This window comes from Bradyrhizobium sp. CSA207 (assembly GCF_029051685.1).
Taxonomy (GTDB): Bacteria; Pseudomonadota; Alphaproteobacteria; order Rhizobiales; family Xanthobacteraceae; genus Bradyrhizobium.
In genome coordinates this window covers 24,133-46,003 of record NZ_JAACFT010000028.1, presented here as the reverse complement: position 1 = coordinate 46,003, position 21,871 = coordinate 24,133, and the positions used below count along the sequence as shown (strand labels likewise).

11 protein-coding genes and 2 pseudogenes are annotated in these 21,871 nt (G+C 60.2%); 5 read left to right on the top strand and 8 right to left on the bottom strand.

Annotated features, from left to right (window positions below; genetic code table 11):
• Nucleotides 1-101 precede the first annotated feature (101 nt).
• The 5 genes and pseudogenes from GWG65_RS28200 to GWG65_RS28180 form a co-directional block, all read left to right on the top strand.
• A pseudogene (locus GWG65_RS28200) lies at nt 102-258 on the top strand (IS701 family transposase); the annotation flags it as partial.
• An 841-nt stretch (nt 259-1,099) separates the two neighbouring features.
• Nucleotides 1,100-2,779, top strand: a complete 1,680-nt coding sequence (locus GWG65_RS28195; protein WP_342760672.1) for a pitrilysin family protein — start codon at nt 1,100-1,102, stop codon at nt 2,777-2,779.
• Between the two features lie 56 nt (nt 2,780-2,835).
• Nucleotides 2,836-4,218 (top strand): pitrilysin family protein, encoded by a 1,383-nt coding sequence (locus GWG65_RS28190; RefSeq protein WP_187436393.1) that lies wholly within the window; start codon nt 2,836-2,838, stop codon nt 4,216-4,218.
• A 603-nt stretch (nt 4,219-4,821) separates the two neighbouring features.
• Nucleotides 4,822-4,983 carry a DUF2961 domain-containing protein gene (locus tag GWG65_RS28185; RefSeq protein WP_342760674.1) on the top strand — a complete coding sequence of 54 codons (162 nt, stop codon included), beginning with the start codon at nt 4,822-4,824 and terminating at the stop codon, nt 4,981-4,983.
• A gap of 29 nt (nt 4,984-5,012) precedes the next feature.
• A complete protein-coding gene (locus tag GWG65_RS28180) occupies nt 5,013-5,216 on the top strand; it encodes a DUF2961 domain-containing protein (RefSeq protein ID WP_275198848.1) in 204 nt (67 codons plus the stop codon).
• A 309-nt stretch (nt 5,217-5,525) separates the two neighbouring features.
• On the opposite strand, the gene GWG65_RS28175 is transcribed toward GWG65_RS28180, so the two are convergent.
• The 8 genes and pseudogenes from GWG65_RS28175 to GWG65_RS28140 all read right to left on the bottom strand — a co-directional run bounded on the left by GWG65_RS28175 (nt 5,526) and on the right by GWG65_RS28140 (nt 21,733).
• Nucleotides 5,526-5,744, bottom strand: coding sequence for a hypothetical protein (locus GWG65_RS28175; protein ID WP_148744138.1), 219 nt, complete (start codon nt 5,742-5,744; stop codon nt 5,526-5,528).
• Between the two features lie 205 nt (nt 5,745-5,949).
• Nucleotides 5,950-6,285: pseudogene (locus GWG65_RS28170) on the bottom strand (IS630 family transposase); the annotation flags it as partial.
• Nucleotides 6,286-6,582: 297 nt separating this feature from the next.
• On the bottom strand, nt 6,583-14,133 hold the full coding sequence (locus tag GWG65_RS28165) for a non-ribosomal peptide synthetase (RefSeq protein WP_275198811.1): 7,551 nt from the start codon (nt 14,131-14,133) through the stop codon (nt 6,583-6,585).
• A gap of 245 nt (nt 14,134-14,378) precedes the next feature.
• Entirely contained in the window at nt 14,379-15,671 is a 1,293-nt protein-coding gene (locus GWG65_RS28160) for a PLP-dependent aminotransferase family protein (RefSeq protein WP_275198810.1), read from the bottom strand.
• 83 nt (nt 15,672-15,754) lie between these two features.
• The gene (locus GWG65_RS28155) at nt 15,755-16,303 is read right to left on the bottom strand and encodes a VOC family protein (RefSeq protein ID WP_275198809.1); all 549 of its coding nucleotides are present in this window, start codon (nt 16,301-16,303) and stop codon (nt 15,755-15,757) included.
• 254 nt (nt 16,304-16,557) lie between these two features.
• On the bottom strand, nt 16,558-16,716 hold the full coding sequence (locus GWG65_RS28150) for a hypothetical protein (protein ID WP_275198808.1): 159 nt from the start codon (nt 16,714-16,716) through the stop codon (nt 16,558-16,560).
• 689 nt (nt 16,717-17,405) lie between these two features.
• On the bottom strand, nt 17,406-19,382 hold the full coding sequence (locus tag GWG65_RS28145; protein ID WP_275198807.1) for a RiPP maturation radical SAM C-methyltransferase: 1,977 nt from the start codon (nt 19,380-19,382) through the stop codon (nt 17,406-17,408).
• A gap of 698 nt (nt 19,383-20,080) precedes the next feature.
• Nucleotides 20,081-21,733, bottom strand: a complete 1,653-nt coding sequence (locus tag GWG65_RS28140; RefSeq protein ID WP_275198806.1) for a radical SAM family RiPP maturation amino acid epimerase — start codon at nt 21,731-21,733, stop codon at nt 20,081-20,083.
• Nucleotides 21,734-21,871: the final 138 nt, after the last annotated feature.

The following is a 21,871-nucleotide window of genomic DNA, read 5'->3' as shown; positions in this document are numbered from 1 at the left end:
GAACCACAAGCGATTCTTTCGACTCAAGATCTCGCCGATCAGCGGATCAGACCGAGTGGTCAAAAGTTATGGGTAATTGAAAGCCTCACCGGAGGGTTACGCACCGATCGATTTCGGCCAAGAAGCTTGCGATCGGCCTGCCATCACATGCTTGGCACAAGATCACATGGCGTGAGGGTACGTACGGCAGAACGGTTGTCCTCGCGCTTTGCCCGTGTGCGCGTCCGTCCGGCACATCGAGATTACTGGCGCGCCGAAAGTTGCATCAGGCCAATCTCACGTCGAAATCGGTGAAAATTATGACGCAGTCGGACTAATCGCTACGGATGACGCCGGGGCATTTCTTTAATGCCTGGGCGGCCGACGAAGAGTGCCACGCCCGATGGATTCATCCGCACCATCGAGCTGTCGCTAACGGATCCGAAACGGACCTTCGAGAGAGATTGGACATTCGATCACCTGATTTGGTCCCATCGGTGAACATCTGAAAGACGAATCCTCCCTGATGGTTATGATCGCATTTGATGTGCACTTGCCGCGCCTATGCTGCAGAAAAGCCATTTTACGACGCCTTTGGGAACAACACGTTCCTTGATTGCGGGAGGTGATTGCCGACGAGGCGGTTCACTCGATGAACGCTGTCAACGTTATCCGCGACCACATTGGCGAAGTCGGCCCATTCTCTACAACCTAATTCACGTTACCGAGAAATCTAAGTTATTCTGGTATCTTCGTCCTACACTATCTCGGCGGAGTGCACTCCAAGCAGCTGCTCGCCAACTCCCGCCTCGCGATCATGAGAAATATTGCGAAGCCACTCACGGCGCAGAGGGAGACGTGAGCCATTAGCCAGGTTGATTGCAATGCCCTGGCATCCGCTGCGCAGAGATTGGCTCCAACGAACAGGCAATCGTTCACTGCCCGCCCGAGTTGGACCGTCGGTACGACGCCGTGCGTCAGACTTTTCGATGGATGCGCATCCTGATGCGTGTAACAGCGAGCCGGGCGAAAGTTGAGCCGGCGTCGTAATCGCCGCTCGGTCTGTCGTTTGCTGCAAGTTGCCATTCTGCCAGTCGGCGCCAAGTTATGGTGCGCTTTCGTGCGCAATGTCGTGTTCACGACATGCCGACTGTTGACCTTTGGCCAGAACGTGCGCCCCGCGTTTTGTTTTGCGTCCAGTTGGCGCGCAGCGTGGCCGTGCGCAGGCCGCCGGGCAGTTGGCCCGGCCTTTGCTCCGCTGCTTGCCAAACGGTGTGCGGCTCCCCGCTTTGTCGGGATTGTCTGTCACAGAACGTTGCTCTCTGTGGAACGAAAGTGCGATGCGATGAAGAACTTGAGTTCGGTAACCGCCAAGATTGGAGGCACTGCGGCTGGTGCCTTCGATTTGACGACGCGCACCGCACTGGCGGTCGAAACGTATGATAGCACGGATGGTAACCTTCGGTACGTTCCTGAAGACGGGAGCGTCCTTGCCCGGGACACGGTCACGTCGGATCGACCAGCCAGCTTCACGCTTCAGAACGGCCTGCAGGTCGTGGTGATTGCGGATCATCGCACGCCCGTTGTGACTCAGATGATTTGGTATAAGGTCGGCTCCGCCGACGAGCCACCCGGCAAATCGGGGCTTGCGCATTTCCTCGAACACTTGATGTTCAAGGGCACATCCAAACATCCCGCAGGTGAATTCTCCCAGACCGTGCTGCGCGCCGGCGGCGACCAGGGCAGCTTCACCGGGACCGACCATACCAGCTATTTCCAGCACGTGCCGCGCGAGCAGCTCGGTAAGATGATGGAATTTGAAGCCGACCGCATGACCGGTCTCATCCTCAAAGAGGAGAACGTGCTGTCGGAGCGCGACGTCGTGCTGGAGGAATTCAATTGCGTCGCCAACAGGCCGGGTCCGCAGCTCGCCCAGCAGATGATGGCGGCGCTTTACCTCAACCATCCCTACGGCCGCCCTGTGATCGGCTGGCGTCAGGAAATCGAAAAGCTCGACCGCGAGGACGCGCTCGCCTTCTACAAGCGTTTCTACGCGCCGAACAACGCCATCCTGATCATCGCCGGCGACGTCGACGCAAATGATATCCGCCCGATGGTGGAGAAGAATTATGGCCACATCCCCCCACAACCATCAATTCCCGCGGAACGCCTGCGACCGCAGGAGCCGACGCCGGCCGCGCCGCGCACCGTGACGCTGACCGATCCCCGCGTCGAGCGGCCAGCCTTGCGCCGTTATTATCTCGTGCCGTCGGCTCACCCCGCGGCCGCCGGCGAGAGTCCAGTGCTTGATGTGCTCGCGGGATTGATGGGTGGCGGCGCCAACTCACATCTTTATCGCGCGCTGGTAATCGACAAGCAGATCGCGATCACGGCGGAGACGTTCTACAACTATATCTCGCTCGACCCTTCGCAATTCACGATTTCTGCGATCCCGAAACCCGGCGTCGGGTTCGGGGAGATCGAGTGCGCCATCGACAAGGTGATAGTCGATATTGCGCACAGTTGCGCGCGCGCCGAGGATCTCGAGCGGGTCAAGACGCAGCTGATCGCGCGAGCAATCTATGCCCGGGACAGCCAAGAAGTGCTTGCGACCTGCTACGGTGCTCGGCTCGCGACTGGACTCAGCATCGACGAAATCCGAGGCTGGCAGGACGGCATCCGCGCTGTCACCGCCCACCAGGTGCGTGCGGCCGCTCGGAAATGGCTCGACAAGAAACGCTCCGTGACCGGCTATCTTATGAAAGGGTCAACGCGGAACCACGAGGAGAAGCGATCATGACCTACTCCTGCACACGTCGTGCGGTCCTCGTCGGCGGAGCCTCGCTCTCAACCGCGATGCTCGCCTCGCCACGTTCGCTTTCCGCGACCGGAACGCGTGCCGCGACCAAGATCCAGCGCCTGGTGTCATCTTGCGGTATAGTAGCCTGGTTCGTGCAGGACGCCACTGTCCCGTTGATTGCGATGGAATACGCTTTCGGCGGCGGCGCGACCCAAGACCCGACCGATAAACCCGGCGTCGGCTACATGGTTTCTGGCCTACTCGATGAAGGCTCCGGCGATCTAGATTCTCAGACCTTTCATGAGCGGCTCGACCGTCGCGCCATTGAGCTGAGCTTTGGATCGACCCGCGATCACCTCCGCGGTGCCTTGCTCACGCTCGAAGACAACAGGGACGAGGCCTTCGACCTGTTACGGATGGCACTAACCTCGCCGCGGTTCGACGCGGCCGATGTCGAACGGATTCGTGCCAGCATGCTTGCGAACCTGCGGCGCGACTCGACCGATCCTTCGTCCCTCGCCAATCGCAAATTCCTCGAAGTCGCCTTTAACGATCATCCTTATGCTCGGGAGGCCAGAGGCACGATCGAGAGCGTGCCAAAGATCGACGTCGCAGATCTCAAGGGCTATGTCCGACGCGTGATGGCAAAAGACACGCTCAAGATCGCGGTTGTCGGCGACGTCGATCCAGAGGCCCTGTGCAAATTGCTCGACAGGACTTTTGGCGGCCTGCCGGCCATGGCGGAGTCGATGCCGGTGCCCGACGTGGTCGCAGCAACACCGCCGCAGCGCGTCTTCATTCCGCTCGATGTGCCCCAGACCGTTGTGGCTTTCGGCGGTCCCGGCGTCCGCCGCAGCGAGCCCGATTTCATGGCGGCCTATGTCGTCAACCACATCCTCGGCAGCACCGGTCTGACGTCGCGGCTGTTCCGCGAAGTCCGCGAGAAGCGCGGGCTGGCCTATTCGGTCCATGAGCGCTTGGTCTGGATGGATCATTCCGCCATATTTGTCGGCAATAGCGGCACCCCCGCCGATCGCGCTGACGAGACGGTCGAACAGATCGAGAAGCAAGCGCGCCGAATCGCCGAGGAAGGACCGACCCAGCAGGAGCTCGACGATGCAAAGTCTTACCTGAGGGGCTCACAGATGCTGGCCCTCAACACATCCTCGAAGCTTGCGCGAACGCTGCTGCAGCATCAGCTTGATAAGCTGCCGATCGACTATGTCAAAAAGCATAACGCCGTCGTCGATGCAGTGACGTTAGAGGACGCCAAGAGGGCCGCACAGCGGCTGTGGGGCCAGGGTCTGCTCACCATTATCGTCGGCCGCTCCCCAATGGGCGCAGCCCGGTCGACCACCGTGCCATCGGCCGCGACTTCCTCATCAGCCGAGCAGCTAGGCGCCACGCCATCGCCCGAGATACCGGCCAAACCCAATTAACGTTAGGCAACGCCCCGCGTAGCTTCGAGCCTCGAGTTATGTGCGTCAAGTTCTGCAAAATCGATCATGGGGTCCGGCCGAGCCATCCCCTCGGAGCCGCCGTCGCTCGCCTCACCAGAAACGCAGCGGGCGGGCGACGGCGGCGGCGAGGGGGTGGCGTCCATCCCCTTGGTGGGCCTGAGCATAGGGCCTCACCGTCAAAATAGATAGGAATGCCTTTGCGAGCAAATTTACGCTTTCGCTCGACGGAATCGAGATCCTGGCGGCCGAGATCACTCGCCGGCATTGGGTCTTGATGGTCGCCACCGGCGACGAGACGTTCTATCTCCGTGACAACCCGACCGTCCTGCAACCCGACCGACAGGCGGCGTGCAAGCAACACGGTCTGATCGATCGGATGATCTTCGTCACGACCAGGGAACGGATAAAGCCGCGGCTGGGCGAGCCGCCGGTAGATGCGCAGGATGCCCAGACAGCATCACGTTGCGATCCTTCGCGCCCTTGCCGTGGCGGCACCTGGATGATGCCGCGGGCGCTGTCGATGTCTTCGATCCGAAGTCCCGCGACTTCGCCGCGCCGTAGAAAAACCGTAGCGCACAGACGATCTGGTTCAGCCCCGGCGCCAACGATACTTGGCCGCCCACCCTGCACGGCACCGGCACCGAAGACTATTTCAACACGGCCTGGTGCCCCACTCAAGACTACAGCGCGCCCTATCATGGCATCATCGCCGCTGGCGGGCCGAACTGGAGCTCAAACCGCTGACGCTTTATCGGTGGCACATCGAAGACCCGGTGATCCTCCGCAAAAACATCCGAGTCACAATTGAGCACGGCCATGCGAATCGCCGCGCGGACGACATCTCTTCGGTGGCGTTCTGGTATCAAGCTGAGCCGCACAAGCCGTTCGGCGAATTCCCGGCGGTCAGGGATCGCCTGCCCGCCTTCCGTGCACCGTTCCTCAACTGGGGAGCGGCATTCGACGAGGGAAAGCGCTGACGATAGTCGGGGGTTTCAGTCCCTCCCCCGCTACCACGGGCCAAACCTCCGCGCAGGTCCGATCACCTGGCCCTAACTAGGAATAGCGCCCGCGCCGCACACTCGGCAGTGCGCAGAGAGCGAAACTCGCGGCCTTCGAGGCTGTCGATATCCGATCTGAGGAAAAGAAGCGGTAGCATGCTCGTCCCTCGCGACGATGCCGCGGTATGGCTTTCAACTTCGATGATGTAGGCGTTGGACATGATGGCTGATCGCCGACTTGCCGGCGCTCCTGTCTAAAGATGCGATCGGAACTAGCTTGAAGATGAGTTAGCGAGAATTCGCTCGCGAATCTCCGCTCATGTCCATCGTCAGGCTGCGGATCGAGATCGAGCGCGCGCTGCGGGATTTTGCGACCGCGAACGGCTTTTCTCCGCCGCCCCGACCGGTCTCGGCATCATGCTTCGAGAGCTGCGGCGCCGCGGCCTCGCGCCCGCCAGTACGCAACAGTTTCTCGATTCTCTCCGCGTCATGAATGAAGCCGCGCATGGCGTTGACGTCGATCCGGAGAAAGCGCAGCGGGCCGTCGATGTCGGAACAATCTTCTGGCGGAACTCGACGAACTAAGCGGCGCCCCAAAATTTAAGCACACTCCGACTCTTCTGCGCACTATCAAGCTGAGGACGCGCAACTCTCATTGCTCATCGCGGGACATTGGTTTTACGCTTACTCCTGTTCGGAGGCGCGCGCCGACTTTTTTGAGCGTGATCCGATGACGATCGAAGAAGCGCCAGAGTGTGCCGATGCCGAAGGATAGACCTTGCTCGGCCAGTTTCGCTCGAACCTCCGCGATCGTGATATCCTTGCTCGATAATGCTCAGGATAGCGTGGCATGCGCCTCGATCCGTCCTGAGAGCGTGGATCGCCGCCCTGCCGCTTCGGCCTGGCATCATCGACATCCCACTCAAGAGCGCACCAACGGATCTTGTGGCGCTTACCCAAAGCGTTCCGCAGCCTGACGGTGCGACATCCCCTTCGCCAGTGCGGCAATCAAACGGTCACGAAGATCAATCGAAAGCGCCTTTACCATTCATGCTGGCCTCCGATCCAGCACGAAGCTTGAATCAGATCCTCATCGCCTTGGGAATCCCTCGCGATTCAATCAGGCCGGAAAATGCTGTAACTTCGTTCACGGACGCTTCCTCTTTTGGATTCAACGCCCTTCACTTTGGTACGTCGATGCCATCGAGGGGCGTCCACACCATCACAGGCGCAACAACAGCAGCAGACAGTACTGTTCACAGCGTGATATCAGGAGATCGGAGAGGCCGAGAATCCAACTAAGCGATTGGTCCCCGGGACCCCACGGATGGGGTCCACTTCACTACTACAGGTCCTGATCTATTGGAAAAGGTGCGTCTTTTGAAGCTTTTGTTGGACGGCGAACGAATGCCTCGCCGGGAAGGCGATGTGAGAGGTCCTCCGCAAGAACGGTCACATTTGGCTGCTTCAGAAGGGAACCATGGTCGCCAGGAAGAGGGGGCCCTTCAACGACGCTCTCGAAAGCAGCGTGCCATGGAGTTGCTGCGCTAGCGGAGTCCCCAGTGTAATAGACGCAGAGCGCCGAAACCTTCTTAGGCACGTATAGTTTGCCCGCGCGAATATGGCGAATGAACATTTGGAAGATTTCCTCAAGCGCCGGTACACCGATTTTCCATGCACCGAAAGCAGCGCTCGCGAGCGTAGCGAAGTCACCCGGTCGAATTTTCATGGTTGCATCGTGCTCAGGCAACAACCCTCCCTCGTTGACAATGAATGCAAGGAATTCAGACCATTCCTGGTCCAAGGTGAGAGTGGAAGGCGTCTCTGGCGCCGACGGATGGGCACTATCGATCAATGCCACTAAATCGACCCTCACGTTTGCAGAGATTAGTATCCCAGCAACGGCGTGGGCGAGCATACCGCCAAAAGACCATCCGGCGAGCGTACAAGCCATGTCCGGCAGCACAGGAACAATAGCCCGAGCATAGACTTGGGCAATCTCGTCAATCGAACCTACGTTCAGGAGTTCGTGACCGAACTCTAGGGCATGTATACCGTAGATGGTCTGTGTAGCTGGCAGCGCCCGCACGAGGTCATCATAGACGCTCAGCCCTCCGCCACAAGCGTGACAGAGGATAAGTGGCTGACTGTTCGCGAGTCGAAGTGGAATAAGTTGGCTCGCAGATTTTCGATGGTTCTTCGATGCGGGGCGCACCTTCTCGGCGCACTGATCGAGACGAGGATTCGTGAAATGCACGGAAAGATCGAGGATCAAACCCCGCCGCCGGAGTTTCTCAAGCACTTGCACCGCCAGCAGCGAATGGCCGCCAAGCTCAAAGAAGCTGTCGTGGCGTCCGACCCGCGCCACACCGAGAAGCTCCGCCCAGATCGTCGCCAGCGCGGTCTCGGTCTCGCCGCGCGGCGGCTCATAGGCCGCGCGCGCATAGGCCGCATCCTCAGGCATCGGCAGCGCCTTGCGGTCGAGCTTGCCGTTTGCCGTCAGCGGCAGCGCCGCTAGCCGCACAAACGCAGCCGGCACCATGTAGTCGGGCAGCCGCGCACTCACATGCGCGCGCAACGTGCCGGCAAGGTCAGATCCCTCAGCCTCGCCGGCGTGCTCCGCAGCCGCAACCACATAGGCGACCAGACGCTTCTCGCCGGTGCGATCCTGTTGCGCCACGACGATCGCATCGCGCACGAATGCGTGTTCGACGAGCCGTGCCGCGATCTCGCCGGGCTCGATCCGGAAGCCCCGGATCTTCACCTGGTCGTCGTTGCGGCCCAAAAACTCCAGATTGCCGTCCGGCAGATAGCGCGCCAGATCCCCGGTCCGGTACATCCGCGCCCCCGCCTCAGCGCTGAACGGATCGGCCACAAACCGCTCCGCCGTCAGCTCGGGACGGTTCAGATAGCAATGCGCGACCCCCGCCCCGCCGATGTAAAGCTCCCCCACCGCCCCAAACGGAACGGGCTCAGCATGACCGTCCAGCAGGTAAACCTGCGTGTTCGCGATCGGTCGGCCAATGGGAAGCCGCTGGAATGGCTCATCAATCGCGTTGATCTCGCAGACTGTCGCAAAGGTCGTCGTCTCGGTCGGACCGTAGCAGTGCAAGAGATGTTGCGGTCGGTTCTGCCTCAACACCCGTGCTACTGCCGCCACATCAACCGCATCACCTCCAACTAATAGCAACAGCAAACTCGCCAGCACCGGGCCTAGATCATTAGCGCTCTGCCTGAACAACCCCGCTGTCAAATGCAGGACGGTAATGCGGTGCTGCTGAACCAGACTGCGCAGCACTTCTGGCTCCAGCACATTAGTGTATGGAATCGCAATCAGGCTCGAACCGTGTAGCAGCGGTGCCCAGACTTCCAGCGTACTGATATCAAACGCGGGATTGCCCAGCCATCCCACACGATCCCTCGAGCTGAACTCCGCATAGCCGTTGTTGATGACGAGCCGGTTGACAGCACGATGAGGAACAACAACTCCCTTGGGAACGCCGGTCGAGCCGGAGGTGTACATTACATAAGCGGCGGCCTCGGCGCTCAATGCCAGGCCTGGATTGGTACTACATCCTGTTCCGGCCATGAGCGGCTCAATGGGCAGAACAGGGATCGTCACCTCAACCAGATCGTCATCGTCACTCTCGCTAAGCACGAGGCGCGCATCACAGTCGGCCAGTATCCAGCTTTGTCGTGCAGATGGAAGAGCGCGATCGATCGGGACATAAACTCCCCCCGCCTTCAGGGTCGCCAACTGCGCCACCACAAGCGCAACGGAGCGGTCCAGCATTGTCGCAACACTATCCCCGGGCCTCACCCCGAGCCCGATCAGATGATGCGCGAGGCGGTTCGCCCGTGCATTGAGCTCGCCATAGCTTAAGCGCGCGTCCGCATCGACCACCGCCACCGCGTCCGGCGCTTGACGCACCTGCGCCTCGAACAGCTGATGGATGCACTGCTCCGCCGGATAGGGGGCCGCCGTCCGGTTCAACTCCTCCAGGACGTAGGCGCGCTCAGCGGACGACAGGATGTCCAGGTCTCGCACCGGCGTATTGGGGGCATGCTCCAGCGCCTCAGCCACTTGCTCGAGCGCGCGCTGCATGTAGCCGCAGACCCGATCCGCGGAGACAGGCTCCGCCACCTGCGCCGTCAGACCGAGCGCCTCGCCAAAATCCTCCACCGACAAGGACAGGGGATAGTTGGTGCGTTCCTCCCCGCCCAGCCATTCCACCCCCTCTAGCCCATCATTCGATGCAGAACCGGACATGGCCGCTGGCGTGGTGTGACGATAGTTCAACAGCGCGCTGAACAGCGGCGCTGGTGCCGCAACTCTGCTGCAGCGTTGCGCCAAGGCCAGCGAGGCATGCTCATGCGCCAGCAGCTCGGCCAGCCGGGCGTGGGTGGTGCGCACGCTCGCCTCGACCCCGGTGCCGTCGAGATCAAGCCGCAGCGGCAGGGTGTTGATGAACAGGCCCATGGCGCGGTCGGTACCGGCGCCGCCATGCATGCGGCCGAACAGCACCGTGCCGAACACCACCTGCTCGCGGCCGCTGCTGCGCGCCACCACCTGCCCCCAGGCCAGATGGCACAGGCTCGCCAGGCTCACCCCCAGCCGCCGCGCCTGTTCCCGCAGCCGCGCGTTGAGCGCCTGCGGCAGCATCCGCCGCGCCTCATGACCCCCCCTGCCGTCGCCGCGGATCTCGCTCAACCCGAACGGCATGGTCGGCTCGTCGATGTCTGCCAGCAGCCCCCGGAAGAACTCTTCATGCGCCTTGGCATCAACACCAAGACGCGCCTGCGCCATCAGATTGCGGAACGGCTGCGGGGCTATCAGCTCATGCTCGCGCCCCTCCAGCACGGCCCGGACCTCGGCATGCATCACCTCCAGCGTGGTTTGATCCCCGATCAAATGGTGCTGCAGCTCCAGCAGCAGCCAGCGCGCGCTGCCGGGCTCGCGCGCGATCACAAACCGCAACAGCGGCGCCCGGCCGAGATCGATGCGGTGCTGGCGCGGATCAAACCGATCCTTAAGCTGCTCGTGGCCGGAGCCAGAAGACCCGTCCAGCTCGACCTCGCTCACCTCCAGCGGCGCACGACGCCACACCACCTGGGCCGGGCTCGACAGCCCCTCCCAGACAAAGGCCGTGCGCAGAATGTCGTGCCGATCCACCACCCGCTGAACCGCGGCAAGATAGCGATCCAACAGGTCACGGTCGGCAAACGCCATCTGCGACACCAGCAGGTACGGATCGCCGTGGCTGGCGAGCAGATGATGGAACAGGATGCCGTCCTGCAGCGCCGACAAACCATAAATGTCCTGGATGTTGCCGACGCCACCAGGCACCATGGCGACGATCCGATCAATCTCGCCCTGCGTCAGCTCGATCAGCGGCAGCATCTGCGGCGTAATCGCCGTGCTGCTCGCGGTGATCAGGTTGGCCGGGACCGCCACCTCCTGATGAGTTCCCAGGCTTGCGGCCAGATCCGCCAGCACCGGCTTGGCGAATAAGGTCTGCACCGCGATCCCCAGCGACAGCCGCCGCAGACGCGCCATCAGCTGCACCGCCAGCAGCGAATGGCCGCCAAGCTCAAAGAAGCTGTCGTGGCGTCCGACCCGCGCCACACCGAGAAGCTCCGCCCAGATCGTCGCCAGCGCGGTCTCGGTCTCGCCGCGCGGCGGCTCATAGGCCGCGCGCGCATAGGCCGCATCCTCAGGCATCGGCAGCGCCTTGCGGTCGAGCTTGCCGTTTGCCGTCAGCGGCAGCGCCGCTAGCCGCACAAACGCAGCCGGCACCATGTAGTCGGGCAGCCGCGCACTCACATGCGCGCGCAACGTGCCGGCAAGGTCAGATCCCTCAGCCTCGCCGGCGTGCTCCGCAGCCGCAACCACATAGGCGACCAGACGCTTCTCGCCGGTGCGATCCTGTTGCGCCACGACGATCGCATCGCGCACGAATGCGTGTTCGACGAGCCGTGCCGCGATCTCGCCGGGCTCGATCCGGAAGCCCCGGATCTTCACCTGGTCGTCGTTGCGGCCCAAAAACTCCAGATTGCCGTCCGGCAGATAGCGCGCCAGATCCCCGGTCCGGTACATCCGCGCCCCCGCCTCAGCGCTGAACGGATCGGCCACAAACCGCTCCGCCGTCAGCTCGGGACGGTTCAGATAGCAATGCGCGACCCCCGCCCCGCCGATGTAAAGCTCCCCCACCGCCCCAAACGGAACGGGCTCAGCATGACCGTCCAGCAGGTAAACCTGCGTGTTCGCGATCGGTCGGCCAATGGGAAGCCGCTGGAATGGCTCATCAATCGCGTTGATCTCGCAGACTGTCGCAAAGGTCGTCGTCTCGGTCGGACCGTAGCAGTGCAAGAGATGTTGCGGTCGGTTCTGCCTCAACACCCGTGCTACTGCCGCCACATCAACCGCATCACCTCCAACTAATAGCAACCGCAAACTCGCCAGCACCGGGCCTAGATCATTAGCGCTCTGCCTGAACAACCCCGCTGTCAAATGCAGGACGGTAATGCGGTGCTGCTGAACCAGACTGCGCAGCACTTCTGGCTCCAGCACATTAGTGTATGGAATCGCAATCAGGCTCGAACCGTGTAGCAGCGGTGCCCAGACTTCCAGCGTACTGATATCAAACGCGGGATTGCCCAGCCATCCCACACGATCCCTCGAGCTGAACTCCGCATAGCCGTTGTTGATGACGAGCCGGTTGACAGCACGATGAGGAACAACAACTCCCTTGGGAACGCCGGTCGAGCCGGAGGTGTACATTACATAAGCGGCGGCCTCGGCGCTCAATGCCAGGCCTGGATTGGTACTACATCCTGTTCCGGCCATGAGCGGCTCAATGGGCAGAACAGGGATCGTCACCTCAACCAGATCGTCATCGTCACTCTCGCTAAGCACGAGGCGCGCATCACAGTCGGCCAGTATCCAGCTTTGTCGTGCAGATGGAAGAGCGCGATCGATCGGGACATAAACTCCCCCCGCCTTCAGGGTCGCCAACTGCGCCACCACAAGCGCAACGGAGCGGTCCAGCATTGTCGCAACACTATCCCCGGGCCTCACCCCGAGCCCGATCAGATGATGCGCGAGGCGGTTCGCCCGTGCATTGAGCTCGCCATAGCTTAAGCGCGCGTCCGCATCGACCACCGCCACCGCGTCCGGCGCTTGACGCACCTGCGCCTCGAACAGCTGATGGATGCACTGCTCCGCCGGATAGGGGGCCGCCGTCCGGTTCAACTCCTCCAGGACGTAGGCGCGCTCAGCGGACGACAGGAGCCGAATTCGTCCTACCGGCTGCTGCGCATCGGCCATCACAGCACACAACAAATTCTGCAAATGCTGCGTCATGCGGTCGATCTGCTTGGGCGCCAAGCGACCTGCATCAAAGTGCCATCGAAAGCTCCCTTCCAGAGCGCAAACCTCAAACGTCAGCAAATCACCGGATAGGGGCGCTTTAAAACTCAGGCTTGCAAGATCACCAGCGGCAGACCCGCTATTTGCAGTAACCGTAACGCCAACCGACCAGGGACGGCGCGATCGTAGCGCCTCATGAGCCCGCAAGGTCGGGTAGCGCGCGATAATATCCCGCGCAAAGCTATCGTGCTCCCTCAGCTGAGCATACTCGGCCGCCACCGCCCTGCGCACCTCCGCAAAATCATGACCGAGATCTATGATAATTTCCATTGGCACGACAGACGCGACAAGCACCTCCACGGCTTTAAACCCGGCTCGCGATCTAGTCGGTACGGGAGTCCAACCCAATTGAAGCTCTGATTCACCTGTGATGCGGGCGAGATAGATCAGTAAAGCACTCAGCAAGTACTCAGCGCGATCAACTGGTGACAGTTCGGCCAAAGCACTTGGAACGAGCCACGAACTCGACTGCCGTCTGGGGGAAACCACAGCTTCTGAAGACGACAGAAAGGGAAGCTGCAATATTTTGCACTGCTCAAGCCGCTGTCGCCAAAAACTCTCCCCAGGCGCCAACATTTCATGGGCAACGGTTATGCCCCGAGCCTCTTCATCGCTTAAAATCGGGAGGCGATGCCCTAGATCCAGATCGGACTGTCTCGCGAGTGCCCGCGCATCCAGAGCCTCACCATCCAGGCTGTCAAACCAAACATCAACATCATCTGTACCTGTCGCCACACGCCAGTGGCTGGGGTGGATTTCAACCAGGGAACCCGCCGATAAGCCCGAGCGGCCAGACGACACCTCCAAGCACCTGACTGCGACAACGTCGTCGCCCACAAGAGCCTTGGACAGACATAAAGGGTTGGAATGATGCGGCCCAAAGTCTAAGGCGCGCGTCATCGCTGAGAGATCTTGCGCGGATCTATCCCATCGCAGACAGCCCGCAGCATCTGGGCGTCGGCGCCGCGGAACATAGCTTCTGTCCGCTAGCGCCTGCGGACGGGCGGCAAGCCTTTCGTTCGTTAACCCAGTTAAAAGCTCGCGGCATCCCTCGACTGCGGCTTCATCACATTTGAGGTTCAGGCTTAAGGCGGTGTCGGTAGGTCCAATCAGGACTTGGCGTTGAACCACCAGGTCACCCGTATGAACACCATGATCTATGCGATGCCACGCGATGGCATATTCGGTCTCTTGGGCCAGCAGCGCCCAAGACGTCGCATGAGTTCCCGCATACCGTGGCAAGGGACCGCCGTGGTAATTGAAAGCGCCTCGACGCACTCGCCCAAACACGTCCGCCGGCAATATAATCGGATTGGCAACAGAAAATATCCACTCCACCGGTTCGGTATTGAGCAATTTGGCAAGCTCTTCAACGCTCGCTAGGCACACGATATTGGCGCGAGCGGCCCAATCGCGGAAGATGGCGTCGGCACACAGGGCCGCGCCGATGACGTAGCCCATCTCCATTGCTAGCTCTGCACACCTAATAGCTAGCGTACCACCACCAACGAAGACGGTAGAACCAATTGGTGAGGCTGCAGGTGGTTGCCCACCCCAATCGCCGACTTCGCAACTCGATGAGGCCAACACACATATGTCGTGATGTTCGTAGCCCACGTCCATGACAAACCCTCCACGTGTGTGACGCGCCGAGCGTGTGGCCACCGAGAGACGCGCGCCGGCGTGCAGCGGAGGAGACCGATCGGCCATCTTCACGCTCCAGCCAAGCCGTCGCGTAGCCTGGGCAATTGCCGCCCGACGCGCCGCGCCACATAATGACCTAAACCTCTCACAGCAGCCGAGATTTGCTCGGGAGCAACCGAGCTGAACGCCAATCGGATCCGGCAGTCTTGAGAGTTATCCAGTGCGAAGAAGCTCATCGGCATAACAATGACATTGTAATGCGTTGCGCACTCGTCCGCGGTGTTCGCGTCAAATCTGAAGGGAAGATCGAGAGTCAGAAAGAAGCCGCCGGCAGGACGATTCCATCGAACCTGGTCCGACAAAGGCGAAAACACATCGTCCAGCTGACACAACATAAGGTCGCGATTTGCACGATACCAATCCAGCGCTGGCCGGATCCAGCCACGTAAGCTTGTCCGCTGTTCGATCAAGAGCCCCGCCACAATCGCTTGGCTAATTTGGCTCGTATTCACGGTAACGAAACTCTTGCGCTGAACCAGATCTTCCCAAAGTGTCCGGCAAGCACCTGCGTCTCCAAAGATGGTATCGGGCAGTATTGCTGCTCCGACGCGAAGAGCTGGGCTTAGCGTCTTGGAAAATGTGGACAGGTAGATAACACTTCCGACCTCATCCAAAACGGCCATCGGAGGCACCGCATCTCCTTCATACCGAAACGGCCCATATGGATTGTCCTCCAAAACGACGATCCGATGTTTGGCGCACACTTCGAGGATCTCCCGTCGTGCGACCACATCGAGGACGCGTCCTGTCGGATTATCAAAATCGGGAATAAGATATATTGCCCGAGCACTTCGACCATTTCGGCCCAATTGCAAAACGGCGGACTCGATCGCGTCTGCAACGCAAGACGCTGAGTTGGACAACGCTGCAATAGGCACCCTCGCAGCATTAGCTGCACCAATTGCTCCAATATAGGTGGGATTGCAGACCAGGAGCACATCGGAAGATTCGGGACACAGCGCCGGCAAGCAGAGAGCGAGCGCTTCCTGGCATCCTGAGGTGATCAGGACGCGATCCGCGTTAGCGGGGAGCCCCTCATCGGATCGCACCTGTTGCGCAACAAGCTCGTTGATGATCCCCGCTGTTCGACCATACTGCAATAACTGAGACCATACTTGGCCACGATCGCCAGCCCAATACCTTTGGTACACACCGAATGCATTCAACAGCGCATGGGGGTTTAGTCTATCGAAAAACCGGTCACTCGGCCTACCAGACGCAAGCGAGACAGCTGAGGGAAACCGACTCGAGACCTCGTTCAGGAAATTCATTGCCGAACTTTGCAACCGGAAATCCATCATGGAGCCTTGGAGGAGGACGGAGCTATGGAAATCACGCCTACGTCGGAGCACGACTGGAGGTCTAAGGCCGTACGCCGCTTCGCTCAATATTTGCCGGACTGTTCAAGCTGGTCAAAAAGCTGCTGGACGTTCGATTCGAGGAAACCACTCTCTCCATCTCGGTGAATGATTTCGAAGCTAAGCCCCGTCTCAATGGAGCGGCTCGAGAAGGCCTGTGTCAGTCCAGGGCCACGTATCACATTCGTGTCAAATCCCAGGCCACGAGACTTTAGGGTCTCTACAGCAGCATCCACGTCGTCGACCTCAAGAGCGATATGAGCAACTCCAACGCCGTGACGCCGCACGAGCTCGGAGACCTGAGAAGCCGGCTCAGTACCCTGACACAAAACAAACCTGATGCCCCTGCTCTCGAACTCAGCAGATAGCATGCCCGTCGCTCGACCCTTGATGTGAAAACGGCGCTTCAACTCAAACGCTAGCACGTCCCGAAAGAATTGAATTGAGGCATCAAGGTCGAGCACAGCAATCGCAATATGATCGATCCCGCGAAATTGCGACACCGGACTCGCGGTTGTCCGGATGTCATCGGAAGCTGCACCCACTCCGAGCTTGCTATCGATCGTTTTCTGCATAGCACCAACTTTCCATCACACAATCCGACCATCAGGCCAAAGCGACCTCATCGCGCGAGCGACAGGCAAACCCTGCTACCAGCAGATCAGCTCTGTGCTAGCGTCAAGGTTCTTCAGAGTCCTGTGCTCGAGGTCCACCAACTCAGCCTTACGCCTGGCCAGATCCGATTGAGCGCGGAAGATCTCGGCTTTGAGCTCTTCTCGTCGCCTCATTGCTTCTCGAAGTTCCCAACCGTCCTGCATCGGCTAATTGCCTATCTACGAGCGAACACCGACGGCATCCCGTCGGCTGTTAGCTCCGAAAACACTGCCTGCGCATTCGCTGCTGGTGTCAGATCGCCGCGCTTCAGCTGGAGGCGGAGGTCCGCCAGACCAATCTGTTGGAACGGCTCGCGGTACATCGCCTCGAACATGGTGCGCAGCACCTCTTGACTGGCGTCGTTCCATCCAGTTCCGGGGGGCGGAGCAATCCTGTCCTTGCCGGGAGACCGAAACGCCATCAGCAGATGAGAGGCCCCGCGACGGCCACGCACGTGACGGGCGCGGCAGCATCAGCATGGCACTGATTTGGATCAATCGAGCAAGTTTCATCTGAACTCTTAGACAAGGGTTGCCATCGTAGTCGTAACGGATCACCCCCTCAAGCAACCAACGTGCCAATGACGTTCTGCGAGCGTTTCCTGGAGAAACAACGCGCCTCTCGCTGCGCTGGCGGAATGCTGCCGTCTTACTGTCGGGCTTGGGACATCGACGTCTTGAACCAGACACAGCTCAACACAACAACACGGACGGTCAATGGCGACGATCGCCAAAAGAGCAATTGCCCGAGATCACCCTTGCTTTGTCAGAATGCTCTCGCCTCCATTTTTGAGGGTCTCATCATCGAGTGAGAAATCGTGCGACAGGCATCACGCTCGACGCTGGCTCTCTCGCAAGGGAGCGGGGAGAATATCCTGTCGGTGAAGCAAGAGATCGGTTTGCTTAGAGGAACATGCAGGGAAAAAACTTCCAAAAGCTCGAAATCTTCGCTCCGCCATACTTGGCATCTCGTCGTGCGCCCCACAAGAAGCGTCTGCCGCCGAGGTGCCCCCCGCAGTTTTCCTCATTCGCGCGAGGTACCCAATGGCGCGGCACGTCGGTCGAAATAGCCTCCAGGGAACGCAGTCATCGGAGGGATTGGCGTATATGGATGCCAGAGCGCGAGCCCAACCAGCCGCGCGTCCAGCCGCACAATCAATTTGCGAGCGATCATGTCAGCTATCGCAGCCTCAATCTCGGCCTGCATTACATTCGTCCCGCTCAGCTGTTCGCGCAGGCGGGTTTCAGGCGAGCCTTCGTCCGCAGCCAGAAGAATTTCCCGCTCGAGGCCCCTGACCCGGTGTTCGCGCTCGACTGCAATGGCTCGCGTGTCCTCGACTATGATCTCGTCGCCGCTGTCCCGCATCGACAGCATAGACAACTTCGGCTCGTACCAAGCTTTCAGCCAGGCATCGATACCCTTGGCGACAGCCCTTAACCCCGGGCGGCGACTGGCGTCGCGCGCCGCGAAATGACCGCCGACATCGTCGTCTTCACTGTCTTCGAAGTAGTAAACCTGATCCGCCAGATCGCGCTCCGACAACGGATAGACGTAGCGATAGGAGACGGCCGGGCGCAGCTTCAATCCATGTTTCTCGGCTGCGTAGTGATAGGGGCTGTAGCGCTGGTACCGCAAACGCACCGCAGGTCCCGGCTGTAGATGATGCAGCAGCGGTAGCAAAGGAGCCATTTCCGCATACCATGGGTCGCTCTCGCCGGGGAAGCCCCACAGCAAACTCCAACTGACCCGCACACCGTGCTGACGGCACCACTTCAAGAGCTGGACATTATGCGCTGAGCTCGTTCCTTTGCGCATCAGCTTCAAAACACGAGTATCCAGGCTCTCAATACCCGGTTGAATCCAGCGGACGCCGGCGGCAGCCAGCTTCTCCACTTCGTGGCGCTTCAGGTTGGCTTTGACCTCAAAGAAGATCGCGAGCTTTTCGGGTAGCGCGGTGAGGCGAGGCAGCGCCTTTTCAAGGTAGTCAGTGGCCAGAATATTGTCCACCGCTTCGATGCGTGACGAACCGTAGCGCGCCGACATCTCAATCATCTCCTCTGCGGCCTGCCCCGCGGGCTTCTGGCGATAGGTCATCGATCCGCCGTTCAGCCCACAAAACATGCAGTGGCTCCGCTCGCCCCACCAGCAGCCTCGAGAGAACTCCATCGGCAGCCCGGCATGGATGCGGTCGGCGTAGAGCGACGCGTTGAGCTCGGCAAAATAGTCCGAGAAATCGGGCAGCGGCAGGTCACCCATGTTCTCGATCACTGCGCGGGGCACTAAGTCGCGCGTCGACGCCGCCGGATAACCGGCCTCGCGATGCGCCGGACCGAAAACGCCGAATGGCAGGTCAGCAGGCGGAATGTCTCTGCCGCGATTAAGGATGTCCCAACACAGCGGGCCGATGAGTAAGTCGGCCTCGCCCGACACGACATAGTCGACCCATGGGAAACGCATGTGAGTGCTCCGCCCCATTACCGCCTCGCAGTTTGCGCCGCCCATGAGAGTGACAAGATCCGGTGAGCGCTCGCTCAGTCGGCGCAGCAACGCGAGCGAGGGAACATGCTGGGTGAAGGTCGAGCTGCACCCGACCATGGCCGGCCGTTGCTCCAATATCTTGTCAGCCGTCCAATCAATAAACCCGCCGATTAGCGAGCGCAGCCTGAGGAAATTCGCGCGACGCTCGGCCAAAGACTTGCCTGCGTGTATCGGGTTGCGCTCGAAATAAAGGTCGAGAAAGGCGCTTTCTTCAGGCTCGAAGTCGGGAAAAGCAACCCCCGCGAACAGCCAATCAACCAGCGCCTCCTCTGGCGGGCAACTCTCAAGAGGCCCATAGTCGGCAATGCCTATGTATTCCAAAAACCAGATGTTGGGATATGCTATAGTGGCTTGCAGACCAGCCTGGGTCAGCGCTGACTTCAGCAGACCAAGCGCCAAGGACGGTCTTTCGACCGCCGACATAGGCATGTTGACTAAGACGATTGGCACATCGATACTCATGTGATGCCACATTATTTCTGGTGATGTAGGCTGGGCGCGTTCGCCCGGCCACAGCCTCATGCGCTGGACGGCAATGCGAACTTCTGCGCGCTCCGTGATTGGAGCCGTGAACATGAAGTCAACTAATTCAGCGAATGCCATAGGCGGCGCGCTTCGAGCCATGGTTCCGTGTCACGTTCGTTGCCTGGAGATTGGAAAGCATGAACGCGCAAGTCCAGCGGAGGTTGCTCGAGCTGAGCGGTGAATGAGCCGACACACCGCCCCGCTCCCGACATTAAGCGGCGCCACGCCCGAGCACGGCTCACTGTTTCTCATCATCAATGAACGGATTGACGTCGTCATTCATACGGGCTTTATCAAAATCCAAGAGCGTCGCAAGCTAGTAGCACGACCGACAGTGAAGCTCAGGCGCCACGACGCGCTACGGCCTCTACAGCCAGCGGCACGGTCGTCTGGCAGACTAGTTGATTGACCAAGGGTCGGGTCGAGCCGTTCTTGACGAAGAGCGTGCAGCGTTCCAGTCGTACTCGCCGATGTGCAAAAAATCAGGACTTGGCTCGAAGCGCGAGCGCGGAAGTCCTTCGGTCGCCTCCAGCGTGGAGCTACCAAAGCCCATCCGGCGGAGCTCAGGCAGGTGGTAGACCGAATGAGTTCGAGCAGCCTAGGAGAGCCCGGCACGCCAAGAACAAGTTCTGCGGTCACGTCGGTTGTGCGCGCCATGAAGCCGCGGACGGTGGATGCGAAACGGCTTGCCACCCCACTCCACACTGCGAGATGGCAAGATGCCGCAGCTCCTTGATACTGACGTAGTACCTCAGTGCGAATCGGCATGATCTACGTCCGTCCGTGCGGGAGCCTGCGTACTTGGCAGCTTCGATGCGGCTCGTCGTCCAATTGCTGGTCTGCCAGGCGAAGCGGTCGTCGAGGTCGTCTTCGATTACCCCGGCCGCGTACAACCGATCGAGCAAGTCAGCGACTGCAAGTACGCTCGTTCCGTCAGTCGTGACCCGCATAACCAGCTCCGACGCTGTGCAGTTGCCGAACGCGATGAGATCGCCAACGGAAATCGGAGCGACGTGGTCGGGCACCCGGTATTCCATGTTGCGGGCGCGGAGCTGGAAGTACCGGTTCCCTGCTTTGTATTGCAGGTCTCTGCGGAAGCGGATCGGCAGGTGGGTGGCTGGGCTCTCGAGCATATACTGGTCGATCATGCTCTGCAGCCCCTCCCGGAACTCGTCAGGCGTCCTGAAGAAACGTTCACCCAAGATGCGGTAACCGAGAGGCCAGCGTTCGCTCCCCGGTACCGGCGTCACCAGTTGCAAACGTCCCTGCTGCATATTTACGAGGAAGCCGGAAACACAGGCGATCGTGGTATGATCGCGTTCCAGCAACGCGATTGCATCATCTTTGATGGCGGACCTGAGCTTCCCCTTCCGCTCGCGCGCGCGTCCGGCGAAAGCCTTTGCGGTCGGCGCCTCCTTGCCCTGCAGGACGAGTTCGACCCCTAGCAGCTCCTCTGGCGAAAACGTCATATGAATCTGATTGAGATGTGCTTTGCTCAGCACGGAGAAACGATTCGGCGTGGTGCCATACAGGCTGGACAGTCTGAGCACGCGTCTGGTGAGTGCCTGATCCTTAAGCGGCGCAGCGGTCGTTGTCTGCGGCAATGCGCCCGTGATCCGATAGTAGTCGAACAGAAAGCGATCGTAGTGTGGGTTGTCCATAGGATCTGTAGCCCAGTAGCAGAAGCCAGTACGGGCTGCCGAACCAAACACCTCGCTCGCGACGCCAACTACGCCACGCCAACGCTCTGCCTGCTCTTTGCTGTAGTCGTAATAGCCTTTGAACCGGTCGGCAGAGAGGCCACAGAACCAGCAACCAACGGTGCAGCCTTCGCTCAACTCGAAAGCGATGATCGGGTACGTGACCGACAGCGCCGATGCGCCCAATTCGTCGTTGCAGCGCCGGATTTGGCGCTCGCGCCAGGCATGGAAACGAGGGTTAATCGTCGACATTTCGCCTTCGTCGCGCAGGAGGTCGCGATGGCGCAACATCTCGCGCAGATGCTCGTCCCACATCGTAGCCAGCGGCCACTGGGCAGACTCCGGCTTGAAGCGGTATTTTTGGTAGTCTCCGTGCCAGAGCGGCAACATTTCCATTGGGTCAACTTCGATGCCGTAGCGCTCTGTTACCGTGCGAGGGGCGTCGACGTTCTCCGAAAGCGCCTTGCGGAACTCCACGTCACCGGCTAACCGCTCCGTGAAGCGCTTGACGTGCGACAGGGTGCGCAGTTGCTCGGGGGTGCGACGGTCAAAACTCTGTCGGTAGTGTTCGGTGGCAGCGCGCGTCATCACGTTACGGATAAACCTTGAAGCAGCATCTTATAAGCCTAATGGCAATGATCTCACCCCGGACGAGGCCAGCTTTCATGTTCTCGTCGCACTTCTCGTCTCCTTGAGCACGAGCCAATGCGGTCAGAGCGACAGGCA